Raw genomic sequence first — 22,334 nt, 5'->3', positions numbered from 1 at the left:
AAATGCTCCTTCTCATTTGATTGAGTATATACTGTTAATTGTTTTTACTGGTGGAATCTCGTATGACAGGTGTATTAAATACGGTCGATCAACGCACAAATCTGGTGGGAGAAAATCGCCTTGAGTTGTTACTTTTCAAGCTGAACAGCAGGCAGATTTTTGCGATTAATGTCTTTAAAGTGAAAGAAGTCATTAAAATGCCGACTTTGACCAAAATGCCAGGTTCTCATAATCACATTACCGGTGTTGCGTCATTGAGAGGTGAGCCCGTTCCTGTGATTGATTTGAGAAGAGCGATTGGTTTTCCGCCATCCCGCGGTCATGAAGAGGAAGAACAAAACCTGATTGTGACCGAATATAACCGGACAACACAGGGATTTCTGGTCGGACAGGTCAGGAATATCATTAATACCGCCTGGACTGAAATCCAGCCACCACCAAAGACCGCAGGCCGTGCCAATTACCTCACTGCAATTACCCACATTAAAGAGCAGGAACAAATTCAGATTGTTGAAATTATTGACGTCGAGAAAGTGCTGGCTGAAATCATTGATTACGACGTTTCAATCTCGGAAGAAGTTCTGGATCGTGAGTTACTGGATAATATGCATGGTCGTAAGGTCTTGATTGTTGATGACTCTACAACGGCCCGGAATCAGGTCAAAGGGACTTTATCGCAGCTGGGACTTGAAATTATTGAATGCAGGGATGGGATGGAAGCGCATAACCTGCTGAAGTCCTGGTGTGATCAGGGCAAAAAGGTCACCGACGAAATATTATTGATGATTACCGATGCAGAAATGCCTGAAATGGATGGTTACCGGTTAACTTATGAAATTCGTAATGATGCAAGGATGAGTGATCTGTATATCACGTTGAATACATCACTCAGCGGCAGCTTTAATGAAGCCATGGTGAAAAAAGTAGGTTGTGATCGCTTTATCTCCAAGTTCCAGCCAGATTTGCTGGTGGAAGTGGCGCAGGACCGGTTGCGTCAGTTACTGTCTGCAACAAAATAAATTCTGAATAAGTTTCTGATCAAAATATATCTGGCTCTGCACCCAAGCAACCTGAATCATGCATCTTCAGGCTGTTTGGGTATACAAACCACTCAAAACATCCATGCCCTTGTATGTTTGTTCCGCCAGATATATTCAGATGGTCAGTTTACTTTCCGGATGGTTTTAAGAAGCGGGTTTACGTTTCTGTGCATCAATACACTGCCCGTGAACCTCAATACCCTCGGGAGCCATCAGATAAAGATAAAGCGGAATAATATCCAGCGGTGTTTTCAGCGTGCCCGGATTTTCCTGCGGAAATGCTTTGGCGCGCATCCCGGTCCGGGTGCCACCCGGATTGATCGCATTGACCCGCACTTTTGTTTCCTTCAGCTCATCAGCCAGAACCTGCATCATGCCTTCTGTGGCAAATTTCGACACAGCATAGGTTCCCCAGTGCGCCCGTCCTTCATGGCCAACGGTTGAGGAAGTAAAGATTAAACGGCTGTCTTCTGATTGTTTCAATAAGGGTAATAACGCCTGTGTCAGCAGAAACTGGGCTTTCACATTCACCTGCATGACTTCGTCATACACCTGCTCTTCAATCGATTCGAAAGGACAGATATCACCTAGCTGACCTGCACTGTGAAGTAAGCCATCCAACCGGCCGTATTCAGATTCAATCACTTTCGCCAGGCTGAGATAGTCCTGCCGGGTTGCTTTCATCATGTCCAGCGTAATCACCGACGCTTGCGGATCACAGGCATCATGAATCTTCCGTGCTGTGTCTTCAAGCTTCATCATACTGCGGCCAGTTAATATGACAGTCGCGCCATGTTGTGCGTAGCTGATCGCAGCCTGTTTGCCAATCCCGTCACTGGCGCCTGTAATCAGGATAATCCGGTCTTTTAACGTGTCCGCTTTTACAGAATATGTCATTCCCGGTCCTCTTATGATTATGATTTGGTTGCAAAGATTCGCTACAATACATCAATTCGTATTGAAGAGGATAAGAACATTGGAATTTTTATTAGACTACGGCCTGTTTTTAGCGAAGATTGTGACCGTGGTAGCCGCAATCATTGCGGTTTTACTTCTGGTGAAGGCATCAAAAGACACGGGATCAAAAGGGGAACTTGAAATTGTTAACCTGACGGAAAAGCACAAAGAAACCATTGAGCAACTTGAATCCCGGATGTATGACGATGCATTTTTGAAGGCACGTCACAAAGCGGAGAAGAAAAGCGAAAAATCGAAGCATAAGTCTGCGGAGAAAGAAATTAAGAAAGCAGCGAAAGAAGGGATCCTTGAAGCGAAGCGTGAACCTCATTTATTCGTACTGGACTTTCATGGCAGCATCGATGCCAAAGAAGTGGCTTCTTTGCGGGAAGAGATTACGGCAATTCTTGCGGTTGCCAAAGAAGGTGATGAAGTGCTGCTGCGTCTGGAATCCGGTGGTGGCATGGTTCATGGTTACGGACTGGCAGCATCGCAGCTCGACCGTGTGAAATCGGCAGGTCTGAAACTCACCATTGCTGTCGACAAAGTCGCAGCAAGCGGCGGTTATATGATGGCCTGTATCGCTGACAAACTGGTCTCTGCACCCTTTGCTATTGTTGGCTCAATTGGTGTGATTGCACAATTACCTAACTTTAATAAGTTACTGAAGAAAAATGATATTGAATTTGAACAGCTGACCGCGGGTGAATTCAAACGGACTTTAACCATGTTTGGTGAAAATACCGACAAGGCGCGTGAAAAATTCCGGCAGGAGCTGGAAGAAACACATGGTCTGTTCAAAGACTTTATCCGTGACCATCGTCCTGAACTGGATGTGGATTCCGTGGCAACCGGAGAACACTGGTTTGGTACACAGGCGAAAGGGCTGGGTCTGGTTGATGAAATTATAACTTCCGACGATCTGGTCACTGCAGCTTGCCAGAATAAGACGGTACTTTCTGTGCATTATGTACAGAAGAAAAAACTGGCAGAAAAATTATCGGGTGCCATGGGGGAAGCGGCAGACAGTGTTTTACTCAAGCTTGCCAGCCGTGGTCAGCGTCCGATTGTCTGAAATCAGATGAAAACAGATGCCCTGAATCACCAGAGCTGTGGTTTCTGGTGTCACGGGCAAAAATCATAATAAGGAGAACACATGGATATCCATACCTGTGTGAAAGAATCGTTTTCTGTCATTGGCAAAGAAGGTTCAACTGAAGACGGTCAGGGGTTTATTCAGTTACTGTGGCGGGATGTGCAAACGCAGTTTAAACAAATTGATCCATGCGTGAAAAGAGAACCAAATGGCAGACTTTGCGGTATCTGGGGAGTCATGTCTGATTTTTCCCGCGCGTTTCTGCCGTGGGAAAATAATTTTTCCAGCGGACTTTATCTGGCTGGTGCTGAAGTTCATGATGATGCTCAGGCACCACAAGGATGGGTGAAGTGGACGATTCCGGGTTATGAATATATTTATGTCCGGAATAACAGCAAAAATAAGTTTGCTGAAGTTCGCCAGTATCTGGCTGAAAATAATATGGAACTTGCTGGCGCCGCTCATGATTTTAATTGCCAGAAAACCGGTCAGGATTTTATTTATGTACCGGTAAAACGCCTTTAAGCTGGCAGGTGTGCCGATTCATCATGTGTGGTGAACCGGCACACCAGGCCGGTGAATATCATTGATCTGCCGGCTGGGTTTTGAACCGTATCCACCGATTAATGATAATCACAGTCACGACGCCGGAGATAAATCCGGCCAGATGAGCCTGAATGGCAACCGGTGCCTGAATTAATGCCGCCGTGGTTGCGGGGGCTCCAAAGCACTGTTCCCAGCCCACCTTACCGGCGACTCCCGCGAGTAATAACCAGCTGCTGCGTCGCCCGGCCAGAATTTCCTGCAAAGCATAGCCGGCAAATAAACCATGTAATACGCCGGACAATCCGACATAGCGGATGATATCGGTCCAGAACAGACCGATGCCGATACTGAGACTACAGATCACCATGAGAATGAGAGTGAAGCGTGGCATTGGCCTGAATATCAGTGTGATCAACCATAGCGCAGCAAGGTTCATCGCCAGATGATAAAAGTTGGTGTGGGTGAGATTACCGGTCAGAATCCGCCACCACTGCCCCTGGATGATTGCATGTCTGTCCCAGATAAAATATCCTGCCAGCGGTGAAAACTGAGCACAAACGCAAATCAGGCTGATAAGCGCCGGAATAAGGTATAAATATAAATGAGTCGTCGTGATTGTCCGACATGTGGGAAAGCGCATAAAGCTTGTATCTGCCCATTGATTGTTTCGTTAGCGTCTGAGGTTGAGCTTATCATTCTTCAGCATCCGACTGAAGTCAGAAGACCATTGGGAACGGCCCGGATTCTCCAGCTGTCTTTACCGAATTCCCACTGCTTTACCGGGGAAAACTTTACCACTCACCCGCAGCTGAATCAGCTGTTGTCTGAGCCGGATACGAGTCATTTTGTTTTATATCCCGGAGAAGGGGCGACCTGTATCTCCGCGGTGCCGGTGCCACACCCACAGCAAAAAGTCAGGGTGATTTTACTCGATGGCACATGGAAGAAAGCCTATAAGATGTGGCAGCTTTCAGAAAACTTACATGAGCTGCCACGTTTGGCTTTGCCTGAGAACCTGAAAAGTAATTATCAGATTCGTAAAGCGCCGCGGGAGGGGTGCTTATCAACGGTTGAAGCCGGGTATCATCTGCTGTCTTACTGGCAGCCCGGACAGGATTTCACCCCTTTGCTGACCTGTTTTGAACAGATGATACAATTTCAGGTGGCACATATGTCACCCGAGGTTCGTCGCCGCTACATTTTTTTATGAACCCGTTTTTTTCATGACCCCGTTTTCTTCATGAACCCCCGGCAGCACTCAATATCTGTTACTCAACATCTGTCATTCAACATCTGGCATTCAGCTGATTTCATCCAGCGTTAGTTCAAAACTTGGGGCAAACACCGATAGAAAATAATCCATTTCCGGAGATTTTCTTTCCTCAAGGGTCACCTCCAGACGCTTTTTGGCACGGGAAAACTCATGGTTTCCGGCACTGATTTCTTCAAGGCATTTCAGATAAGCACAGATACAATCGGCTTGTTTGACAATGGCGGTATCTTCCGGATTTGCTGCATTTGAAAGGATAAATGGCGCAAAGTCATCGTGGAACTCTTGTGGCAGCATTTGTAACAACTGATGTTCAGCCGCGGCTTCGATTTTCTTGTACTCTCTTGAAATCTCGGGGTTATAGTACTTCACCGGTGTGGGTAAGTCGCCGGTCAGTACTTCACTGGAATCGTGATACATCGCCTGAATCGCAATGCGTTCCGGGTTGAGTTGCCCGCCAAATTTCTTATTTTTAATCAGTGCCAGCGCATGCGCAACAAAGGCAACCTGAAGACTATGTTCTGAAATGTTTTCTGTGGAAACCGAACGCATCAGCGGCCAGCGCTGGATGAGCTTCATTCGGGCCAGATAGGCAAAAAAATGACTTTGTTTCATAAGACAGATCAATGAGTCCGTTAAGCTGAACGTGTGAATTGAAAATAACAAAAATCCTGGCCTATCTCAAAGGTTCCACAGGATATCCTTCTCTGCTCATGTCTTGCTCAAAATGATGTTTGATTGAACAAAAGTTGTCCCCGAGAGGTGAACAGCCTCTGGTGATACGCATACCACCAGCGCTCTGGGGACTGTCCTGTCAGGGGAAGATGACTCTGAAAATTGATTTCGGCCAGTCCTCAATATGCGAGAATTTGAACTACTATTATATATTGATTTTAATCAAATTATATTGAATACTGCATAACTTTGTTGTTATGTTATAACGTATACTAATTGATGATCTTGTAATTTATATGAAAAAAATATTCCTTCTGGTCGTTTTATTTGTTGTCGGACTGATTGCTTTTAGCCTGTATCAGCGAGACAGTGAACCACAGATTTCGCAGATTACAATCTCTGGTCCCTTTGAATTTCATGGGCTGGATTTGTCTAAAAATGGATTTACTTTCAGCCGGCTCGGTGTGACGGAGTCATTGACCGGTATTCAGGGGGATGGCCATGTCTTCCCACGTCTGGCAACTGAATGGCAGCAGAGTGAGGATGGGCTGACCTGGCAATTCAAAATACGTGATAATGTCAGCTTCCATGATGGTACGCCACTGGACGGAAAAGCAGTGCTGAAGACTTTGACGTATGCCCGTGAAAAACCAGGTGTGATTAAACAAATTCCGATCAAGTCGATGTCAGCTGACGGGCAAACATTCACACTGAACCTCAGTCGCCCTTATGTCCCATTGCTAACGGTACTGGCGCACTACAGTCTGGGTATCGTGTCTCCGGCGGCTTATGATGAACAAGGTCAGATTACGCAACTTTACGGCACCGGGCCTTATCAGGTGAATCAGTTGATTGCGCCTCACAAAGCCAATGTCCGTCGCTTTGAGGGCTATTGGGGCACTCAGGGTGAAATTGATGAAATCAGCTATCTGGCCGGCCACCGGAGTGAAAGCCGTGCACTGATGGTAGAAAGTGGTCAGGCGCAGATTGCATTCTCGATTGATCCGAACAGCCGGACCATGTTTGAAAACAATCCTGACGTGTCCGTCCAGTCGTACAACCTGCCGCGCACCATTCTGCTCAAAGTGAATAATACGCATCCGTTCCTGTCAGAAAAACAGGCACGACAGGCAATCAGTCTGGCACTGGACCGTAAGGCAATTGCTTCTTCAATCCTGCATGCACCGGGTTCAGAGGCTTATCAGCTGTTTTCTGATGCACAGGCTGACTGGCACATCAATAATTATCAGCCAAAACAAAATCTGGATACTGCAGCGTCGCTCCTGTACCACTTAGGCTGGAGAAAAAATGACAAAGGCTGGCTTGTACGTGATGGTCAGTTGTTCTCACTGACACTCTCAACTTACGCTGACCGGCCTGAACTGCCTGTACTGGCAACGACGATTCAGGATCAATTGTCCAGAATCGGCATTATGATTAATGTGAATATCGATAACTCCAGTGTGATTCCGGTGAAACACCACGATAATACGCTGAATCTGGCACTGATCGCCCGTAACTTCGGAACGCTCGGCAGCCCGCTGCCGGCATTATTTGATGACTTCTCTTCTCCGAAAGGAAGTGACTGGGGACATATGAACTGGTATTCGCCGCGGATTCATCACTTGCTTGCGCTGCTGATTAGCGGAAAAGAACCGGATCAGGCTGTCGACATGTCGCAGGAAGTCGCGCGTATTCTGGCCGATGAATTGCCGGTCATCCCCATCGCCTACAGCCAGCAGTTAGTTGGTATCAGCAGCCGGGTTTCCGGCTTCCGGTTTGACCCTTATGAAATAGATTACCATCTGACAGAGTTAAAAACTGATGATTAAGTTATTGATTCACCGGTTGTATCAGGCGGTTTTTGTCGCCTGGTCTGTCGGCACCATTACATTCATTATGATGAAAATGCTGCCTGGCGATATGGCATTCCGGATTGCTGCCGGTCGCTATGGTTATGATTACGTTAACCTGGATGCGGCCAAAGCTGTTTCAAAAGAGCTCGGACTCGAACAATCTGCGATATCTCAATATTTCAGCTGGCTGTGGGATTTATGCCATTTCCATCTGGGGAATTCACTGCTGAGCGGAGAATCGGTCGCAGAAAAAGTATTTCACCATTTGGGTTATTCGCTGTGGCTGGCGCTGATTGCCGTGCTGGTCTCATTGCTGATTGCATTTCCTGTGGGGGTTTACTGTGGCCGGCATGCCGGATCTGCCAGCGATAAGGCGGCACTGTTTTTCTCCGGATTTATGCGTGCACAGCCGGTTTTTCTGATTGGTTTGATTCTGATCCTGCTGTTTGCACTTCATCTGCACTGGCTGCCTGTTGCTGGCTTTGGCAGTCCCGAGCACGTGATTTTGCCTGCTGTTGCGCTGGCCTTATCGCTTGCTGCGCTGTCTAACCGAATGGTCCGTAACACCGCCAGAACCGTTTTCCGTGCACCTTTCTACCGTTTTGCCCGCTTCAAAGGACTGACCGATGCACAAACCTACCAGCGTCACGGGCGACTGAACATTGCGCTGCCGGTGATGGCGTTTATTGGTGTTCAGGCGGTAGGCCTGATTGAAGGGATTGTGATGATTGAATCTCTGTTTTCCTGGCCGGGAATTGGTCATGCTTTATCTCATGCTGTGTTCAGCCGGGATGTACCGGTGATTCAGGGAGCTGCACTTTTGATGGGCCTGCTGTTTGTCGCGATAAACACGCTGATTGATATGATTCAGTATCAGCTTGATCCCCGCTACCGTCAGGATATGGAGGTCGCCGCATGATAGCGCGTATTTCTCTGCTTTGTTCCCCGTTGTCCCGCGCTCAGTGGGGTGGGATTGGTATGCTCTGCTCTCTGCTCGTGTTTGTCCTGTTTGAAAAACTGCTGATTCAGGGCAGCACCTCTGAGCAGCATCTGGATTTGGTATTCTCTGCGCCGGTTGATGGCATGCCTTTGGGCGCTGATCATCTGGGCCGGAGTAATTCAGCCCGGCTGGCAGATGCCATTCTGAACTCACTGATGATGGCTGTTCTTTGTGTTTCCACCGCGGTTGTCACAGGTTTGTTTACCGGTGTCTGGGCTGGCTGGAAAGGCGGTTGGGTTGATCGGGGATTCTCTGTGCTGGTTAATATTGTGATGGCATTGCCGGGACTGGTGATTGTGCTGTTGTTTGGCGCGATTTTCCCCGGTTCATTTGTGCTTTTGTTTATCGCAATTTCAATCACCATGTGGGCAGATTTTTTCCGGGTGATTCGCAGCCGGACCATGCTTGCGGTCCGCTCAGATGCTTTTGAATCTTCCTGCTTATTCGGCTTTGGTCCGTGGTATCTGTTTCGTCGTCATATCTGGCCGGTGATGAAAACCGATGTGTACACACTGTCTTGTTTTGGTGCCGGCAATGCCGTACTCGCACTGGCGGCACTTGGTTTTCTCTATGTCGGCCTGAAGCCACCCAAAGCTGAACTTGGTATGATGATGGTTGAACTGTTCCGTTACTATCACCAGGCATTTTGGGTGTTAATTCAGCCGATTATTGTGGTGTCTGTGATTATTTTGTCCTGTCATTTACTCTCACAGGGAAAGCATGCTGAGGAGTTTGTATGACCTCATTAATTCAAGTCTCTCATCTGGAAGTCTTCCATGGTGATCAACGCATTGTTGGCCCTGTCAGTTTTGCGCTGGACCGGCGTGAATCTCTGACAATACTGGGAGAAACCGGTGCAGGGAAAAGTCTGCTGGTCAAATCTGTGATTGGGGATTTGCCTCCGGGGTTTCATGCAAAGGGAGAAATCTGGCTTTCCGGAAAAGCATTGCATGCTCTGCCAGCGGCAGAACGCGAGCAATGCTGGGGGAAAGATTTCTCCATTTTACCGCAGGAACCTTCGCTTGCGCTGGATCCGCTGATGAAAATCAGCGGACAGGTGACAGAAGTCCATGAACTGGTGTGTCAGCAGAGTGCTGATCAGGCTGAGCAGTCATTTCAGGCGCAGCTCGAAGAGATTGGCCTGAGCGGACATGGTGAGAAATATCCGTCACAGCTTTCCGGCGGGATGGCGCAGCGCAGTGCTTACCTCTGTGCAACCAGTGCTGGCGGTCAGGTACTGATTGCCGATGAACCGACAAAGGGGCTGGATAATGACCACCGGGATCGTTTGGTTGAAATGCTGGCTCAGCACCGGGAGAAAGAAACGCTGATCACGATTACTCACGATACACAGGTCGCAGAGCAGCTGGGCGGGCAATTGATTGTCTTACGGGACGGCGAAGTGCTGGAACAAGGACAGGCGGCAGATATTCTCAGCCATCCGCAGCATGACTATACCCGTCAATTGATAGAAGCAACACATCCGCAGTACTGGCCCGACCGTCCGCAGCCACATATGCAGCAACCTTTGCTGAGTGCACATCAGCTGACCGTTGCTGCCGGTAACCGGACCTTGCTGGAAGATTTGTCATTTACGCTGCACAAAGGTGAAATCCTTGGGATCAGTGGTCCAAGTGGCTGCGGTAAATCGACTCTGTGTCAGGTGATTCTGGGATTAATCCCACAGCAGTCGGGTGAGATTGAATATTTCGAATCATTCCGGCCGGGTGAAAAACTGAAGCTTTATCAGGATCCGCCCGGCGCATTTGCGCCGCAATGTACATTGGGGACACTGATGAATGACATCTGCAAGCAGTTCGCCATTCGTCATTCAGCCGTTTTGCAGATGATGCAACGTCTTAACCTGCATCCGGATCTGCTGGCCCGCACACCCCGGCAGGTCTCAGGCGGAGAGTTGCAACGTTTTGCCATGCTGCGGGTGCTGCTGTTGAAACCGAAGTTATTGATCGCGGATGAACCGGCCACCCGGCTGGATCCGCTGACAGCCAAAGAAACGCTGGCATTATTGATGGAAGTGGTGCAGGAGATTGGTTGTACCATGATACTGGTCAGCCATAAAAAAGATCTGCTGAGCCGCCTGTGCCACCGGGTGATGGACTTTTCATCAAAGAAGCCAGCCCCGGTCAGTGAAGGGGTAAACCTGAGTTATGCCTGAAAGAAGAAAACGCTGAAATTTGGTTTGTAAACAAACAGGTGCACATGGATTGCACCTGTTTTTTTATTGCGCTGAATCATACCAATCCCATTCAATACTTGATCAAAAAGTAAGTGGAATTGGTATAAGTCAGTTTCTGACCCGGATATATCGGGTTCTGCAAACCAGAAAACTTCATTTAGTTATCAATGATGTTATTAATCCAGTCTGTGTAATAAGCCACGTTGGTAAAAACGTCATAGGCATTCGCCTGAGCGCAGTCACCACCTGTCCAGCTATCGATGCCGATCTGTTTGTACACGCCATTATCCTTGTATACCAGCGGGCCGCCGCTATCGCCATAACACGTCGCTTTTCCGCCTTTCAGGTAACCGGCACAAACCGTGGACTCATCGACACCATTATAATAGCCGCCTAAATTCTGACAGGTTTGCCACTCGACATACGGCATATTGACCTGACGAAGTTTTTCCGGATAAATATCATCTGTCGCTGAAGTTGACCCCCAGCCGATAGCGGTGGTTGTATCACCATCCCGCAGCGATTCAGTCAGAGTTTTGCTGGCCAGCTGAACCTTGGTTCCTGATACTGTTTTGGACAATTTTAAAATCGCCAGATCACCGGTATACCCATCATACTTTGGATGGATATAGATCTTCGATACATTGACCAGTTTTTTCTGTGCCGATGAACTGCTCAGATCGTACACGCCAACGGCGACCTGCAGTTTGCTGGCTGAAGTTTTCTTACCAGAATTTTCATCGACGACACAGTGTTCCGCGGTCAGCACATAGCGTCCACCCAGAAATGTGCCACCACAAATCTGTCGGTCATACACACTGCCACTCCCTTTCGTCACAATGGCAGCCATAAACGGCCATTGGTTTTTTGCTGATGTATTGCCGTTAATAATTCTGGAACCGGCAAAGTCTGCCGAAGCATGCGACATGTACGGGGTCAGCAACAGACCCGTGACAGTCAGTAAAGACGGAATAATCTTCTGCATTGAATCATCCTTTTTTTTGTTCATGGTCATCCAATCAGGCCGGGACAGCCATTGAGATGAATTGGGTATATGAATTTTGAATATATCTGTCTGATTAATAATGGTTTTTGTATAAATAAAACCAGATGCATATCCAGTATAAGGAGATGTATCTGGTGAAGGAATAACCAGACTTAAAAAAGTGAGATCAATGTCTGATATTGAATGAATATTTATGAATTGAAGAGAACAAATTTACGATAGTCATCTCATTGATGCTTGCTCCGCGCCATGACCAGCCGGGACAACTTCAGCGTCAGTCTGCGTGGCAGCAGCGGGGCAATCCAGTTCACCAGGCATTTGTATTTGATATGATCAAAGGCAATCAACTGGCCGCGGATCATCGCCCGATAGCCGGTCCGGGCGACTGACTCAGCTGAGCGTGCCTGCTGGAATACCGCAACATTTTCCAGCTGTCCGGTGCGGATAAAGCCGGTATCCACCGGGCCGGGACACAGCGCAGTCACGGTGACGCCTTTCCCGGTCAATTCCTCTGCCAGTGCGAGAGAAAAAGACGTGACATAAGCTTTGGTCGCATAGTAAACCGCCATCAGCGGGCCGGGAAAGAAAGATGCAACAGAAGAGACATTGAGAACCCGGCCTTGGCCGCGAGCCACCATGTCCGGCAAATAGCAGTGCGTCAGTTGCGTCAGGCTGGCGATATTGACCTGAATCATGGCCATCTCGGTTGCTGCATCCCGCTGATGGAAATAACCGTGTCCGCCAAATCCGGCATTATTGATCAGAATATCGATTTGCAGATCAGCGGCCTGGGTTTGACTGTAAATAGCCGCTGCCGCACCGGGCTGAGAGAGGTCAGCAACAATCACAACCACATCGACCGCATATTGTGTGGTCAGCTCTGCTTTCAGTTGGTTGAGCTTATCTTCAGAGCGCGCTACAAGGACCAAATCTCCGCCCTGAGCCGCATGAATACGAGCCAGCGCCATACCGATACCGCCGGAAGCGCCGGTGATCAGTGCCCGGTGTTGAGAATTCATAAACAGGTTCCGTTATCCGTTGATAACGCAGTAGATTGCTTGATGTGGCTGGTGCAGTCAAGCCCGGCGCAGAGGCCGGGCCTGAAGCGTGAGTAACCGCTGATAAGTGCAGCATTTCATCAATATTTTTGTCGGTCGGTGTCGATAAGTGCCGCTGCTTATCCATACTGCTTTAATAACGACTATTGCCGGTAAGTACTGAGGAAACGCTCCAGACGGCCAATCGCAATTTCCAGCTCTTCGACATGAGGCAGGGTGACGATCCGGAAGTGATCCGGTTTCGGCCAGTTAAAGCCGGTGCCTTGCACCAGTAACACCTTTTCCTGAATCAGAAAGTCCTGCACCATTTGCTGGTCGTCTTTAATATTAAATTTTTTGGTATCAATTTTCGGGAACAGATACATCGCACCTTTCGGTTTAACACAGGACACACCGGGAATATCATTAATCATCTCCCAGGCCCGATCCCGCTGCTCCAGCAGTCGTCCGCCGGGCAGAATCAGCTCATTGACACTTTGATACCCACCCAGTGCTGTCTGGATCGCATGCTGCATCGGCACATTGGCGCACAAGCGCATGGATGCCAGAATATCCAGCCCGGCAACATATTCCTGCGCCAGATGTTTCGGCCCGGACAGGAACATCCAGCCACTGCGGAAGCCGCACACCCGGTATGCTTTTGACAGACCATTGAATGTGACCATCAACACGTCGTCGGCCAGTGTGGCAATCGAGGTATGTGTGGCGCCGTCATATAAGATCTTATCGTAGATCTCATCGGCAAAAATAATCAGCTTATGCTTGCGGGCAATCTCAATCACTTCCAGCAGAAAGTCCCGGCTGTAGACGGCACCGGTTGGGTTGTTCGGGTTGATCAGCACAATGCCGCGGGTTTTCGGGGTAATTTTCTTTCTGATGTCATCGAGATCCGGAAACCAGTCTGCCGACTCATCACACAGATAATGCACCGCATTGCCGCCGGAAAGTGCAACTGAAGCTGTCCACAGCGGATAATCCGGTGCCGGTACCAACATTTCATCGCCATTATTCAGCAATGCCTGCATCGCCATGACAATCAGCTCGGAAACCCCGTTACCGACATATACATCTTCCACATCCAGACTGCGTAATCCCTTTTTCTGGTAATGCTGAACGACGGCTTTGCGGGCAGAGTAAATGCCCTTGGAATCCGCATAGCCCTGAGACGTCGGCAAATTGCGAATGACATCCACCAGAATTTCATCCGGGGCATCAAAACCAAACGGGGCCGGGTTGCCGATATTCAGCTTCAGAATTTTATGGCCTTCTTCTTCCATACGCTTGGCATGTTTTAAGACCGGTCCTCTGATGTCGTAGCATACATTGTCTAATTTTGATGACATCCCGATATTTTGCATTGTTGATTCCCCGAAAAACATTGATTTTTTTTATTAAGTTACACTAAATCCCCGTTTAAAAGTATAAAAATCTAAAAATATCTTTTATGTCGGTTACAACAGAGAAATCTGTGTCAGTGTAATTATCTGAACTGATTCGATAAAGTGAACAGGTGTGCTGGCTGGTTTAATAATGGTAAATTTTCATGCTGATTAAATGTTGTTTGTCAGGGAGATTTTCCGGGAAATAAGATGACGTGAACCGGATGTATTTTAAGCAGTTTTCTTGACTATTAGATTTTGTGCAATTTGATGAATTGCAACTGAATATTTTTTTAAATGTGATATTTACCCCAATCTATTCAACGAGTGATAAAAAGATATCTCTCATTATGATGAAGGTTCACTCAAATGTGTAGAATACAAACAATTTTTGTAAATTTCGCATATCCGGCTTTATTGATGCGTAAAATCAACGCTTTGGTTGCTTTGTATACAGAATGTATTGATATAAAAAATACCAGAGCAAATTTTTTTATATACAAATAAGTTTGTATCTGACATCAACAGATACAGATGGAATTCGGGTGTATAAATCATCACAACGTACAGGCTAATCAATGAGAAGACTAAATTTTAAGCTGACCATCGACGGGATCAGTGACGATACCCTCGTCGTGCGTGGTTTTCACGGGGACGAGTCCATTTCAGACGCAGTCGACAGCAGTGGCAACCCTTATTTCGGCTACCGTTATCACATTGATTTAGCCAGCCGCAGCAGTTCCAGCCTGCCCGCGAAGAAAATCATCGACAGCAAAGCGCTGCTGGAAGTGATCCGCAACGGCAAAGTGGTGCAGAAGGTTCACGGCGTGATCCGCGCACTGGACAAACACGACACCGGCCACCACCACACTTTTTATTCGATCACTTTGGTGCCGTCTTTGGAACGCCTGGCTTTGCGGCGCAACAGCCGGATCTTCCAGCAGAAAAATGCTCAGGACATCATTTCAATCATCCTCGGTGAAATGGGCATTTCCGATTTCTGCTTTGACCTCAAACGCACGCCAGCCGTGCGCGAATACTGCGTCCAGTACCGGGAAAATGATCTGGCTTTCTTCCACCGTCTCGCGGCCGAAGAAGGCATGATGTACATGTTTACCCACGAAGACAGCAAACATATGTTGGTGATCACCGACCACGACAAAGGCTTCCCGAAACTCGGCGGCAAAGCGCCGTATAACTGCCTCTCCGGTGGTGCGAATCCGGACGGTTATATCTCGTCGATGACCGAACGCAAACGCTCTGAAGTCAGCTCGATTGAGATGCGCGATTACAGCTTTAAAAAGCCCGACTACAACTTCTCACAAAAAGAAGACGGCACGGCGATGGATTATCAGGAAGAGATGTACGAGCATTTCGACTTCCCCGGCCGCTTCAAAGACGACGGTAACGGCAAAGCTTTCAATAAAATTCGATTGGAATATTTGCGCCGCGCCGCGCACACGGTTACAGGTAAAAGTGATGAAACCAAAATTCAGGCCGGGCAGCGGTTTGAAGTCAAAGAGCACGACGATGATGCGATGAACCGGCTCTGGCTGGCGGTTCAGGTGTCGCACACCGGCAGTCAGCCGCAGGCGCTGGAAGAAGACAGCGCCGGCGGTGCGACCGACTACAGCAACCAGTTCACCTTAATTCCCGGCGACAGCGTCTGGCGCGCGCATCCACAGCCCAAACCAAGAGTTGATGGTCCCAGCATTGCGCTGGTGGTCGGTCCGCCGGGAGAAGAGATTTACACCGACGAACATGGCCGGGTGAAACTGCATTTCCCGTGGGATCGCTACGATGGCTCGGACGATAAAAGCAGTGCCTGGATCCGAGTTTCACAGGGCTGGGCTGGCGGCCAGCAGGGCATGGTGACGGTGCCGCGGATTGGCAACGAAGTGATTGTCTCCTTCCTGCACGGCGACCCGGACCAACCGATTGTTACCGGCCGGACGTATGATGCCAGCAACACCCCGCCGTATGCCTTGCCAGCCAATAAAACCAAAACCGTGCTGCGCACCCAGACCCATCAGGGCAAGGGTTACAACGAGCTGAGTTTTGAAGACCAGTCCGGCAGCGAGAAGATTTATCTGCACGCGCAGAAAGATGTCGAAACCCTGATCGAAAACGACTCAACCACCGATATCAAACACGACCGCCACGAGACGATCGAAAACAACCAGTCCGGCAATGTCAAAAAAGCCGATCATCTGGTGATTGAGGGCGAGCAGCGGATCAAGATCACCAAAAACCGCACCGTCAGCGTCGATAAAGCATTCCACCAGAAAGTCGCCGGTAAACAAACCCTCGATGCGGGCTCAGAAGTGCACCTCAAAGGCGGCAACTCGGTGGTGCTTCAGGCGGGTAGTGAAATCACCATCAAAGTCGGCGGCAGCTTCGTCAAGCTCGATCCGGGCGGCGTGAGTGTGGTCGGCCCGGCGATTAACCTCAACTCCGGCGGCAGCGCAGGCAGCGGCAGCGGCTACGGCGGCGAAGATGCGGTGATGCCAAAAATCCTCGAAGCCCTGGAGCCCCCCGAAGAGCTGGTGCCGCCAGACATCACCGGCATGACCGGCGCGGAGGCGGTGATTGTGGATTATGTGGAGAAGGAGAAGCCAGCGGCGAAGCAAACGCCGAAGCGCTCTCCTCAACTGGTTAGCCGCCAGCTCAGTACATTAAGTACCAAAGCCCCTGTCTGTGAAGTCTGTGAAGAGGCGAAAAAACAATCATGATGAGTCGGTTTAATACTCAGATTCCGGATATCTACGCGCCCGATCAGCAAACGCTGTATTTGTTGGTCGATGGCGGACAGATTAAAAACATCGCTCAGTCCCTGTACCAAATTCCAGAGGTGCCACCTTTAGAGCCGGTTTATATTCATGCACCCCATGATGAGCTGAAAGATGTTTCCCCTTATCTGGTCACAGCAACCGATGATGTCAAGCGTTGGTTTTGGGCACAGGATAATCCGACAGCCGGATTCTTTTTCAGCTCTTCATTTTCTTTAACGGATATCGGCGACTGGTTTCATCAGCTGATTCAGGTGTTAAGTCCTTACGGCAGTGACGTTTATCTGAAGATGGCACATTCGGAAGTGGCATGGGTATTACTGGAATCACAGGCGTGGTGTTTTTGGCACCCCATGCAAAAAGCATGGCTGCCAACCCGTCTGGGCTGGAAGGTTCTGGAACGTCCTGAAATGGAAGAAATAACACATCCATTTCCTTATAAGCTGAATGACTTACAGTGGGAACAATTTGGTCAGATTATGTGGCGAAACCTGCTTGAATCGCTGGATATATTTATCACTGAAGAGTTTCCTCACCTGAAAATGCAACATGATGACTTTGACCTCTGGCTGGGGCAGGCTGCAAACGTTGCTTATCAACTCGGTTTTACCACTGAGTGTGATCAACTGCATTACTTCAATGTTATCGGCTTACTGGGTGAACGGGCGGTTACAGCGGAGAGTCCGTGGCCGGATATTGGCACATTGATTCATCAGATCTCAGAGAAAACTCCGGCACAACGTATCGAAACAGCAAGCCAACTTGCGCAACATTATTCTCAGACCCCGGCGGCACAGGAGAATCAGATTTTATGACAACGTCTACAGACAGAGCCAGTAACGGAAGTACTCAGGATGTAATGAGTCCTGTCGGTACATGCCCGTATAAAAAACATAAACTTCAGCTAATACCGGTGCGTTATGCACTGACCGAAAAGAAAACAGAACATAAAGCCATCAGCAGCCAGCTGAAAAGTAAAGTGAAATTCCGCCATATCGGGGTACGTCCTCTGGCTGTGGAAAGTTATATTTATGTGATTCACAGCCGACGCACGGATATTATGTATGCTTTTAAGGCGATGCCGGATGGTTCAGTACAAAAGCTTGAACAAAAAGAGATTCAGACCAAAAAATCAGGCGATCAGGAGTATGTATACACTGATTCTGAAAAAGCACTGGTCGTGGATTACTGTGGCTCAATCGAGGTCCTGTACAGCCCGATGCCAATTTCCCCCAAATTGCAGGGACAACTGCTGATGTCTTCCAAACTTCGCAGCCGGATGATGCAACGCTGCCCGGTGGGAAGTTTTAAAGCGACGACTGGCGCAAAACATTTGTTGCCACCAGCAGAGTTAGCGGATCACCTTGCGGATGCACACCCGGATGACAGTGACCATGAAGAAGCTTATCGCTGGTGCTGGCAAACTGACCCGGTGGAAGCGGTTCAGGCCGATACGCTGAAAGCGAATATTCTCAGTACTTATAAAGATGATGCAGCGATACTGATTCTGGAAGACCCGATAGGGATTACAACCCAGCTGGCAAGTGCTTATATCAGCATTGTTAACATGCAGAATGACTGGTACGAAGAAGACAATAACCGGGCGAAACATTTTGCAGCCACTCAGATTAAGGCGTTAATCGCCGTCGATAAAAAACATTTTAAACTGCTGGCACAGGATGAAAAAATTAAGGCATATGCCGATGCGAATCCGGACAAGCTGAAAGCACGTTATCAGCAATATGCCGATGCGTATGATGAATATCAAACTTATATCCGGAATTACACGCTGAGTCACAGCGTCTATACCACTGATATTGAAGAGATACAGGAAAACCCGGCAACTGTTCAATATCATTCTGAAATCGCACTGAACAAATCATTTGCAGAGGATGAGATTGGTGTTCCTGCTGATGCATTAAAATCCCTGTTTCACCGGATCATCCTGGAGCAGGAAAAAACCATGCACGGTGACCCGCTTAAATTTACGGATCGCGGCGTGCTGGATCGGATTCGTGAAGATGAGATGGAAGCCTGGTTTTTTGACGCACAACAGAAAATTCAGCACTGGAGCAAGCTGACCGATCAGATTGCCAAAGACCGGAATCAAACCATGTTTGCAGCTTATGATGTGATCCCGGTGTTTGATAAAGAAAATCAGGAAGCACTGATTGCGCGGCTGCAAACAGAAAATCACTGGCTTTCAACTATCGATAAGCTCGATCCTGAATTGCATAAGTTAATGGATTTCTACTTTAAATCCATTGGTGAACAGAATTTACAAATCTTTATCGGCAATGCAACAAACATTGCGACACTGGAAGCGCATCAGGTCGGTCCAACTGAGTTTATTCAGGGAGTAACCCTCAAAGGAAATGTGGACGATGTATTGACCGGTATCGCAGCGCTGACAGAATTTCGTGAATTTTTACAGGGCTTAAATCTGGTTGAGCTGGGCGAGCTGAGCCCGAAGGTTCAGAATGAACTGAGCAAACACGGCGCTTATCTGGCTGGTTTAGCGGTGGGTGAACTGTCGGCATTATTGAGTTCGGCGAAATCACTTCAGGCACGGGCAGATGAATTACTCTGGCGGGCGCGTCCGGGAATTCTGGCGCTGATGGTCGGGCAGAAGAAAAATGCCAATGTCAAACTCAAGGCCGGTTCTGCGGAAAATATACCCGTCATCAATAAAGTCTTTGACGATCTGTTTGAAAAACGTGCCCGGCTGGAAGCGCTGAAAACGAAATATAATGGCGTTCATGACATGAAAGGACTAAGCCGGGAAAAAGCCGATGCGATACGGGCCGGCTATACACAAGAGATGAATCAGCTTTCGGCGGAATGTGAAGCACAGTTTCAGAAACTGGGAGCAATCAATGAGCCGATTGTCGGCCCCAACCAGAAGCATCCGCCGTCTCATATTTCGGTCGAAGCCGGGGAAGTGCAGGAGCAGGCAGAAGCCATTCTGGAAAGGCAACGTAAACTGTTAACCAATGAGGTGATCTTCGGCAAGGCTGAGGTCGATCTCACCGATATAAAAACAGTGAAAGCCCTGCCAAACGGAGCCATTGTCAGTGGCAGTCTGTCGTTTGTGATGCTGGTCGCCAGTTATTTTAACTGGATCAGTACCCGGAGTGATATGGAAAAACGATCTGAACTAACCATACCTCAGATGGGGGAATATGCGGCAGCAATGCTTGGCTATGCTTCAGCAGGGGTGGCATTCGGGGTAGAGATTGCACGGACCATCTCCATTATGGCAATTATTAAACAGGGGGCGACCAAACCATTACAAAATATTGCCGGTGGCGTGGTGGCTGTCGGGAATGCAACCATTGCACCGATAAATTTTCTTGCCACTCTTGGTGATAGTGCTAAGCAAATAGGTAGGGTTTACCATGACTGGAAACAACGTGATTTACCGGCCATGACCGGATCCGCATTTGCGTTGGCCGGGGATGGGATTCAGCTGTGGAAAACCGGTCAGCTGACATATATTGGTTTCCGGGTGGTGAGCGATGCCATTGCCGAGAAAATTACCTTTCGTATGGCTGGTGAAATTACCATGCGCTATGCCGCGGAGTTTAATCCGTGGATGCTGCTGGCGACGGTGTTGATTGTCGGCGGGGAGCTGGTGCATAACTATTTGCAGTCCACCGCGTTGCTACACTGGGTCAGCCGCTGTGAATGGGGTAAAAAAGGCTGGTGGCCCGGTTATGAATACCAGGGCTGGGATTACAAGACGCAGTTACGCCACTGGCAGGAGGTGATTCAGGCGCCACAGTTGCTGCTGGAAACCGACTCAGTGAAGGAAAAACAGTGGGTGTGTCACGGCAATAATGCTTATCAGGTCGAGGTTGAATTGCATCAGTTGAAACGTTTTCGCCTGATCATCCCGATGGCGGCTCCCGCGCAGGTCAAACTTGCCGGGATGATGACTATTGCCGGGCAGAAAACCCCGGAAGATATCACTACCAGTAATCTGCTGAAATATCACCAGCTCGGTTATGACGGGTTAAAAACTGTGTATGAATTTACCCTGCCGCTTAGTCGTAAGAAATATAGCGCTTTGCGTTATCTTGATTTGCTGGTGGAAATTACCACGCCACAGGGCAATATTCTGTTTGCCGATCATGGGGGGGCTCGTTTTACCATTAACCTGATGCATCCGGAAAAAACTTCCAAACCGGTTGATGGCAATCCACATCATTTTACTGCGTCAGTACTTGGTGACGGAGATGAACAGGTAGTAAAAGAAACGACCCTGAAAGCTGCCTTAACAACATTGCAACTGACGACTTCCAAAGGAAACCACTGATGAAATTATTCCCTTATTTTGCCGGTCAGCAAACCGAGAAAAAGCTGGGACGCAATACGGTGCTGGCTCCCTTGCCGGTCAAAACCAGACTGAAACCGGCTGAAACCGATGCGGTGCTGACAGCAAAAACCGAGAGTTATATTGAGCTGGGCAGTTATGGTGGATTAATTCTGCAAACACAGATGCTGTTAATCAATTTTATTGTTTCATTGATTGGCTTTATATATCTATATGATTTAATGGGTGGTCTCAGTGGTTTCGTTGAAGGTATCTATGAAGGTAGGTTTATTAATGAGCAATGGGTTGTTGAGTTGAATTATTTTTATTTGGTCGCTGGGATTTTACTGTTACTTGCTGGCCCTCTCTCATTTACTCCTGCATTTCTGGCTATGATTCATACCCACCGCGATCTCGCCCGTGCCTTACCGATTCGCTTTCACCGTCAACGGCGGGAAGTGATGATGAGCCGCTGGAATAAAAGGAAACAACAGACAGAAATAAAATTCTTCCCGTGGGAGTCGGTGTGTGCGATGGCCGGGGAAGGCACCGCTGTGGCCCCAAATATGGTGATGCGGGAGGGCAGCCTGTTTATTGGTGCTTATGATGACGTGGCATCCGGTTATTTCTGGGCTTCCATGCGCATTAGCGCATTAGACCGCACTCATGCCGCGATGAAATGGGAGATGATCCGCAGCTTTATGGAAGACGGCCCCAAAGCGATTGGTGAATCACAGCCGGTCACGATGGAGGGCATGGTGCAGCAGTACTGCGATGAGCAGGGGATCAAGCGGAAGCATTTTCCTGATCACATCAAAAACTGGTGGTATCTCAGTGGCCGGATGGTGGCGATCTGGCGGATGAACTGGGTGATCCGCAAGTTACAGAAAAAGGCAGAGAAGTTTCCGCAAGTGGCGGAGTGGAGCAAGCCGCTCCCCAAAGAAGAATGGGCCAAACCCAGTGAAGCACTGAACTTTTTTAACCGCAAGCTGGCAGAAAATGAATACCAACGCGGCAAGACGATTTTGACAGTCAATGACCTGCGGGAAACTTATGGCCCTGCGTGGGAAGAATCGCAGCAGCGACGCAAAGAGAAAAAGCAGGCTGCGGAAAGTTTGTAATTTGTCTCTGTAAAAAAGAATGGGACGCG

General features: G+C 48.5%; 18 protein-coding genes. 12 read left to right on the top strand and 6 right to left on the bottom strand.

Annotation, left to right across the window (positions count from 1 at the left end):
- The first annotated feature begins 62 nt into the window (after positions 1-62).
- A complete protein-coding gene (locus OCV29_RS12705; protein WP_073605775.1) occupies positions 63-1,019 on the top strand; it encodes a chemotaxis protein CheV in 957 nt (318 codons plus the stop codon).
- A 165-nt stretch (positions 1,020-1,184) separates the two neighbouring features.
- Here the strand turns inward: OCV29_RS12705 and OCV29_RS12700 are convergent, their stop codons facing one another.
- Complete coding sequence (locus OCV29_RS12700; RefSeq protein WP_073605776.1) at positions 1,185-1,937, bottom strand: YciK family oxidoreductase; 753 nt, start codon at positions 1,935-1,937, stop codon at positions 1,185-1,187.
- Positions 1,938-2,016: 79 nt separating this feature from the next.
- Here OCV29_RS12700 and sohB point away from each other — a divergent pair, with 79 nt between their 5' ends.
- Positions 2,017-3,072 (top strand): protease SohB, encoded by a 1,056-nt coding sequence (gene sohB, locus OCV29_RS12695; RefSeq protein ID WP_073605777.1) that lies wholly within the window; start codon positions 2,017-2,019, stop codon positions 3,070-3,072.
- Between the two features lie 81 nt (positions 3,073-3,153).
- Positions 3,154-3,618 carry a GyrI-like domain-containing protein gene (locus OCV29_RS12690; RefSeq protein ID WP_073605778.1) on the top strand — a complete coding sequence of 155 codons (465 nt, stop codon included), beginning with the start codon at positions 3,154-3,156 and terminating at the stop codon, positions 3,616-3,618.
- A gap of 58 nt (positions 3,619-3,676) precedes the next feature.
- Here OCV29_RS12690 and rrtA read toward each other — a convergent pair whose 3' ends face one another.
- Positions 3,677-4,279 (bottom strand): rhombosortase, encoded by a 603-nt coding sequence (gene rrtA / locus OCV29_RS12685; RefSeq protein WP_073605975.1) that lies wholly within the window; start codon positions 4,277-4,279, stop codon positions 3,677-3,679.
- Here rrtA and OCV29_RS12680 point away from each other — a divergent pair.
- Positions 4,241-4,849, top strand: coding sequence for a tRNA-uridine aminocarboxypropyltransferase (locus OCV29_RS12680; protein WP_073605779.1), 609 nt, complete (start codon positions 4,241-4,243; stop codon positions 4,847-4,849). The genes rrtA and OCV29_RS12680 overlap by 39 nt on opposite strands.
- A 90-nt stretch (positions 4,850-4,939) precedes the next feature.
- Here OCV29_RS12680 and yfbR read toward each other — a convergent pair whose 3' ends face one another.
- Positions 4,940-5,524: a 5'-deoxynucleotidase gene (gene yfbR / locus OCV29_RS12675; RefSeq protein WP_073605780.1), complete on the bottom strand. Its 585-nt coding sequence runs from the start codon at positions 5,522-5,524 to the stop codon at positions 4,940-4,942.
- Between the two features lie 356 nt (positions 5,525-5,880).
- Between yfbR and OCV29_RS12670 the strand changes: the two genes are divergently transcribed.
- From OCV29_RS12670 to OCV29_RS12655, 4 genes are read left to right on the top strand one after another with little or no spacing between them, the layout of a single operon-like run.
- Entirely contained in the window at positions 5,881-7,416 is a 1,536-nt protein-coding gene (locus tag OCV29_RS12670; protein ID WP_073605781.1) for an ABC transporter substrate-binding protein, read from the top strand.
- Positions 7,409-8,359: an ABC transporter permease gene (locus tag OCV29_RS12665; protein WP_073605782.1), complete on the top strand. Its 951-nt coding sequence runs from the start codon at positions 7,409-7,411 to the stop codon at positions 8,357-8,359. The genes OCV29_RS12670 and OCV29_RS12665 overlap by 8 nt, the downstream gene beginning before the upstream one ends.
- The gene (locus OCV29_RS12660; RefSeq protein WP_073605783.1) at positions 8,356-9,180 is read left to right on the top strand and encodes an ABC transporter permease; all 825 of its coding nucleotides are present in this window, start codon (positions 8,356-8,358) and stop codon (positions 9,178-9,180) included. Before OCV29_RS12665 ends, OCV29_RS12660 begins: the two co-directional genes overlap by 4 nt.
- On the top strand, positions 9,177-10,616 hold the full coding sequence (locus OCV29_RS12655) for an ABC transporter ATP-binding protein (RefSeq protein ID WP_073605784.1): 1,440 nt from the start codon (positions 9,177-9,179) through the stop codon (positions 10,614-10,616). Before OCV29_RS12660 ends, OCV29_RS12655 begins: the two co-directional genes overlap by 4 nt.
- A 178-nt stretch (positions 10,617-10,794) precedes the next feature.
- Here OCV29_RS12655 and OCV29_RS12650 read toward each other — a convergent pair whose 3' ends face one another.
- From OCV29_RS12650 to OCV29_RS12640, 3 genes are all read right to left on the bottom strand, one after another.
- Complete coding sequence (locus tag OCV29_RS12650; protein WP_175561605.1) at positions 10,795-11,622, bottom strand: S1 family peptidase; 828 nt, start codon at positions 11,620-11,622, stop codon at positions 10,795-10,797.
- Between the two features lie 248 nt (positions 11,623-11,870).
- Complete coding sequence (locus OCV29_RS12645; protein WP_073605786.1) at positions 11,871-12,662, bottom strand: SDR family NAD(P)-dependent oxidoreductase; 792 nt, start codon at positions 12,660-12,662, stop codon at positions 11,871-11,873.
- A gap of 182 nt (positions 12,663-12,844) precedes the next feature.
- Positions 12,845-14,059 carry a pyridoxal phosphate-dependent aminotransferase gene (locus OCV29_RS12640; protein ID WP_073605976.1) on the bottom strand — a complete coding sequence of 405 codons (1,215 nt, stop codon included), beginning with the start codon at positions 14,057-14,059 and terminating at the stop codon, positions 12,845-12,847.
- 599 nt (positions 14,060-14,658) lie between these two features.
- Here OCV29_RS12640 and OCV29_RS12635 point away from each other — a divergent pair.
- From OCV29_RS12635 to OCV29_RS12620, 4 genes are read left to right on the top strand one after another with little or no spacing between them, the layout of a single operon-like run.
- Positions 14,659-16,812, top strand: coding sequence for a type VI secretion system Vgr family protein (locus OCV29_RS12635; RefSeq protein ID WP_261887331.1), 2,154 nt, complete (start codon positions 14,659-14,661; stop codon positions 16,810-16,812).
- Entirely contained in the window at positions 16,809-17,684 is an 876-nt protein-coding gene (locus OCV29_RS12630) for a DUF4123 domain-containing protein (RefSeq protein WP_084193522.1), read from the top strand. Before OCV29_RS12635 ends, OCV29_RS12630 begins: the two co-directional genes overlap by 4 nt.
- Positions 17,681-21,187: a toxin VasX gene (locus tag OCV29_RS12625; RefSeq protein ID WP_073606199.1), complete on the top strand. Its 3,507-nt coding sequence runs from the start codon at positions 17,681-17,683 to the stop codon at positions 21,185-21,187. The genes OCV29_RS12630 and OCV29_RS12625 overlap by 4 nt, the downstream gene beginning before the upstream one ends.
- Positions 21,187-22,305 carry a hypothetical protein gene (locus tag OCV29_RS12620; RefSeq protein WP_073606198.1) on the top strand — a complete coding sequence of 373 codons (1,119 nt, stop codon included), beginning with the start codon at positions 21,187-21,189 and terminating at the stop codon, positions 22,303-22,305. Before OCV29_RS12625 ends, OCV29_RS12620 begins: the two co-directional genes overlap by 1 nt.
- Positions 22,306-22,334 lie beyond the last annotated feature (29 nt).

This window comes from Vibrio aerogenes, from assembly GCF_024346755.1.
In the GTDB taxonomy this organism is placed as follows: Bacteria; Pseudomonadota; Gammaproteobacteria; order Enterobacterales; family Vibrionaceae; genus Vibrio; species Vibrio aerogenes.
This window is presented reverse-complemented; position numbering and strand designations above follow the sequence as displayed.

Coding starts and splice junctions, on each gene's coding strand:
- OCV29_RS12655 (WP_073605784.1), top strand. CDS start 9,177: ATGACCTCATTAATTCAAGTCTCTCATCTGGAAGTCTTCCATGGTGAT.
- OCV29_RS12620 (WP_073606198.1), top strand. CDS start 21,187: ATGAAATTATTCCCTTATTTTGCCGGTCAGCAAACCGAGAAAAAGCTG.
- OCV29_RS12705 (WP_073605775.1), top strand. CDS start 63: ATGACAGGTGTATTAAATACGGTCGATCAACGCACAAATCTGGTGGGA.
- OCV29_RS12630 (WP_084193522.1), top strand. CDS start 16,809: ATGATGAGTCGGTTTAATACTCAGATTCCGGATATCTACGCGCCCGAT.
- yfbR (WP_073605780.1), bottom strand. CDS start 5,524: ATGAAACAAAGTCATTTTTTTGCCTATCTGGCCCGAATGAAGCTCATC.
- OCV29_RS12640 (WP_073605976.1), bottom strand. CDS start 14,059: ATGCAAAATATCGGGATGTCATCAAAATTAGACAATGTATGCTACGAC.
- OCV29_RS12650 (WP_175561605.1), bottom strand. CDS start 11,622: ATGCAGAAGATTATTCCGTCTTTACTGACTGTCACGGGTCTGTTGCTG.
- OCV29_RS12700 (WP_073605776.1), bottom strand. CDS start 1,937: ATGACATATTCTGTAAAAGCGGACACGTTAAAAGACCGGATTATCCTG.
- OCV29_RS12625 (WP_073606199.1), top strand. CDS start 17,681: ATGACAACGTCTACAGACAGAGCCAGTAACGGAAGTACTCAGGATGTA.
- OCV29_RS12665 (WP_073605782.1), top strand. CDS start 7,409: ATGATTAAGTTATTGATTCACCGGTTGTATCAGGCGGTTTTTGTCGCC.
- rrtA (WP_073605975.1), bottom strand. CDS start 4,279: ATGCGCTTTCCCACATGTCGGACAATCACGACGACTCATTTATATTTA.
- OCV29_RS12680 (WP_073605779.1), top strand. CDS start 4,241: ATGAGTCGTCGTGATTGTCCGACATGTGGGAAAGCGCATAAAGCTTGT.
- OCV29_RS12635 (WP_261887331.1), top strand. CDS start 14,659: ATGAGAAGACTAAATTTTAAGCTGACCATCGACGGGATCAGTGACGAT.
- OCV29_RS12690 (WP_073605778.1), top strand. CDS start 3,154: ATGGATATCCATACCTGTGTGAAAGAATCGTTTTCTGTCATTGGCAAA.
- OCV29_RS12645 (WP_073605786.1), bottom strand. CDS start 12,662: ATGAATTCTCAACACCGGGCACTGATCACCGGCGCTTCCGGCGGTATC.
- OCV29_RS12660 (WP_073605783.1), top strand. CDS start 8,356: ATGATAGCGCGTATTTCTCTGCTTTGTTCCCCGTTGTCCCGCGCTCAG.
- OCV29_RS12670 (WP_073605781.1), top strand. CDS start 5,881: ATGAAAAAAATATTCCTTCTGGTCGTTTTATTTGTTGTCGGACTGATT.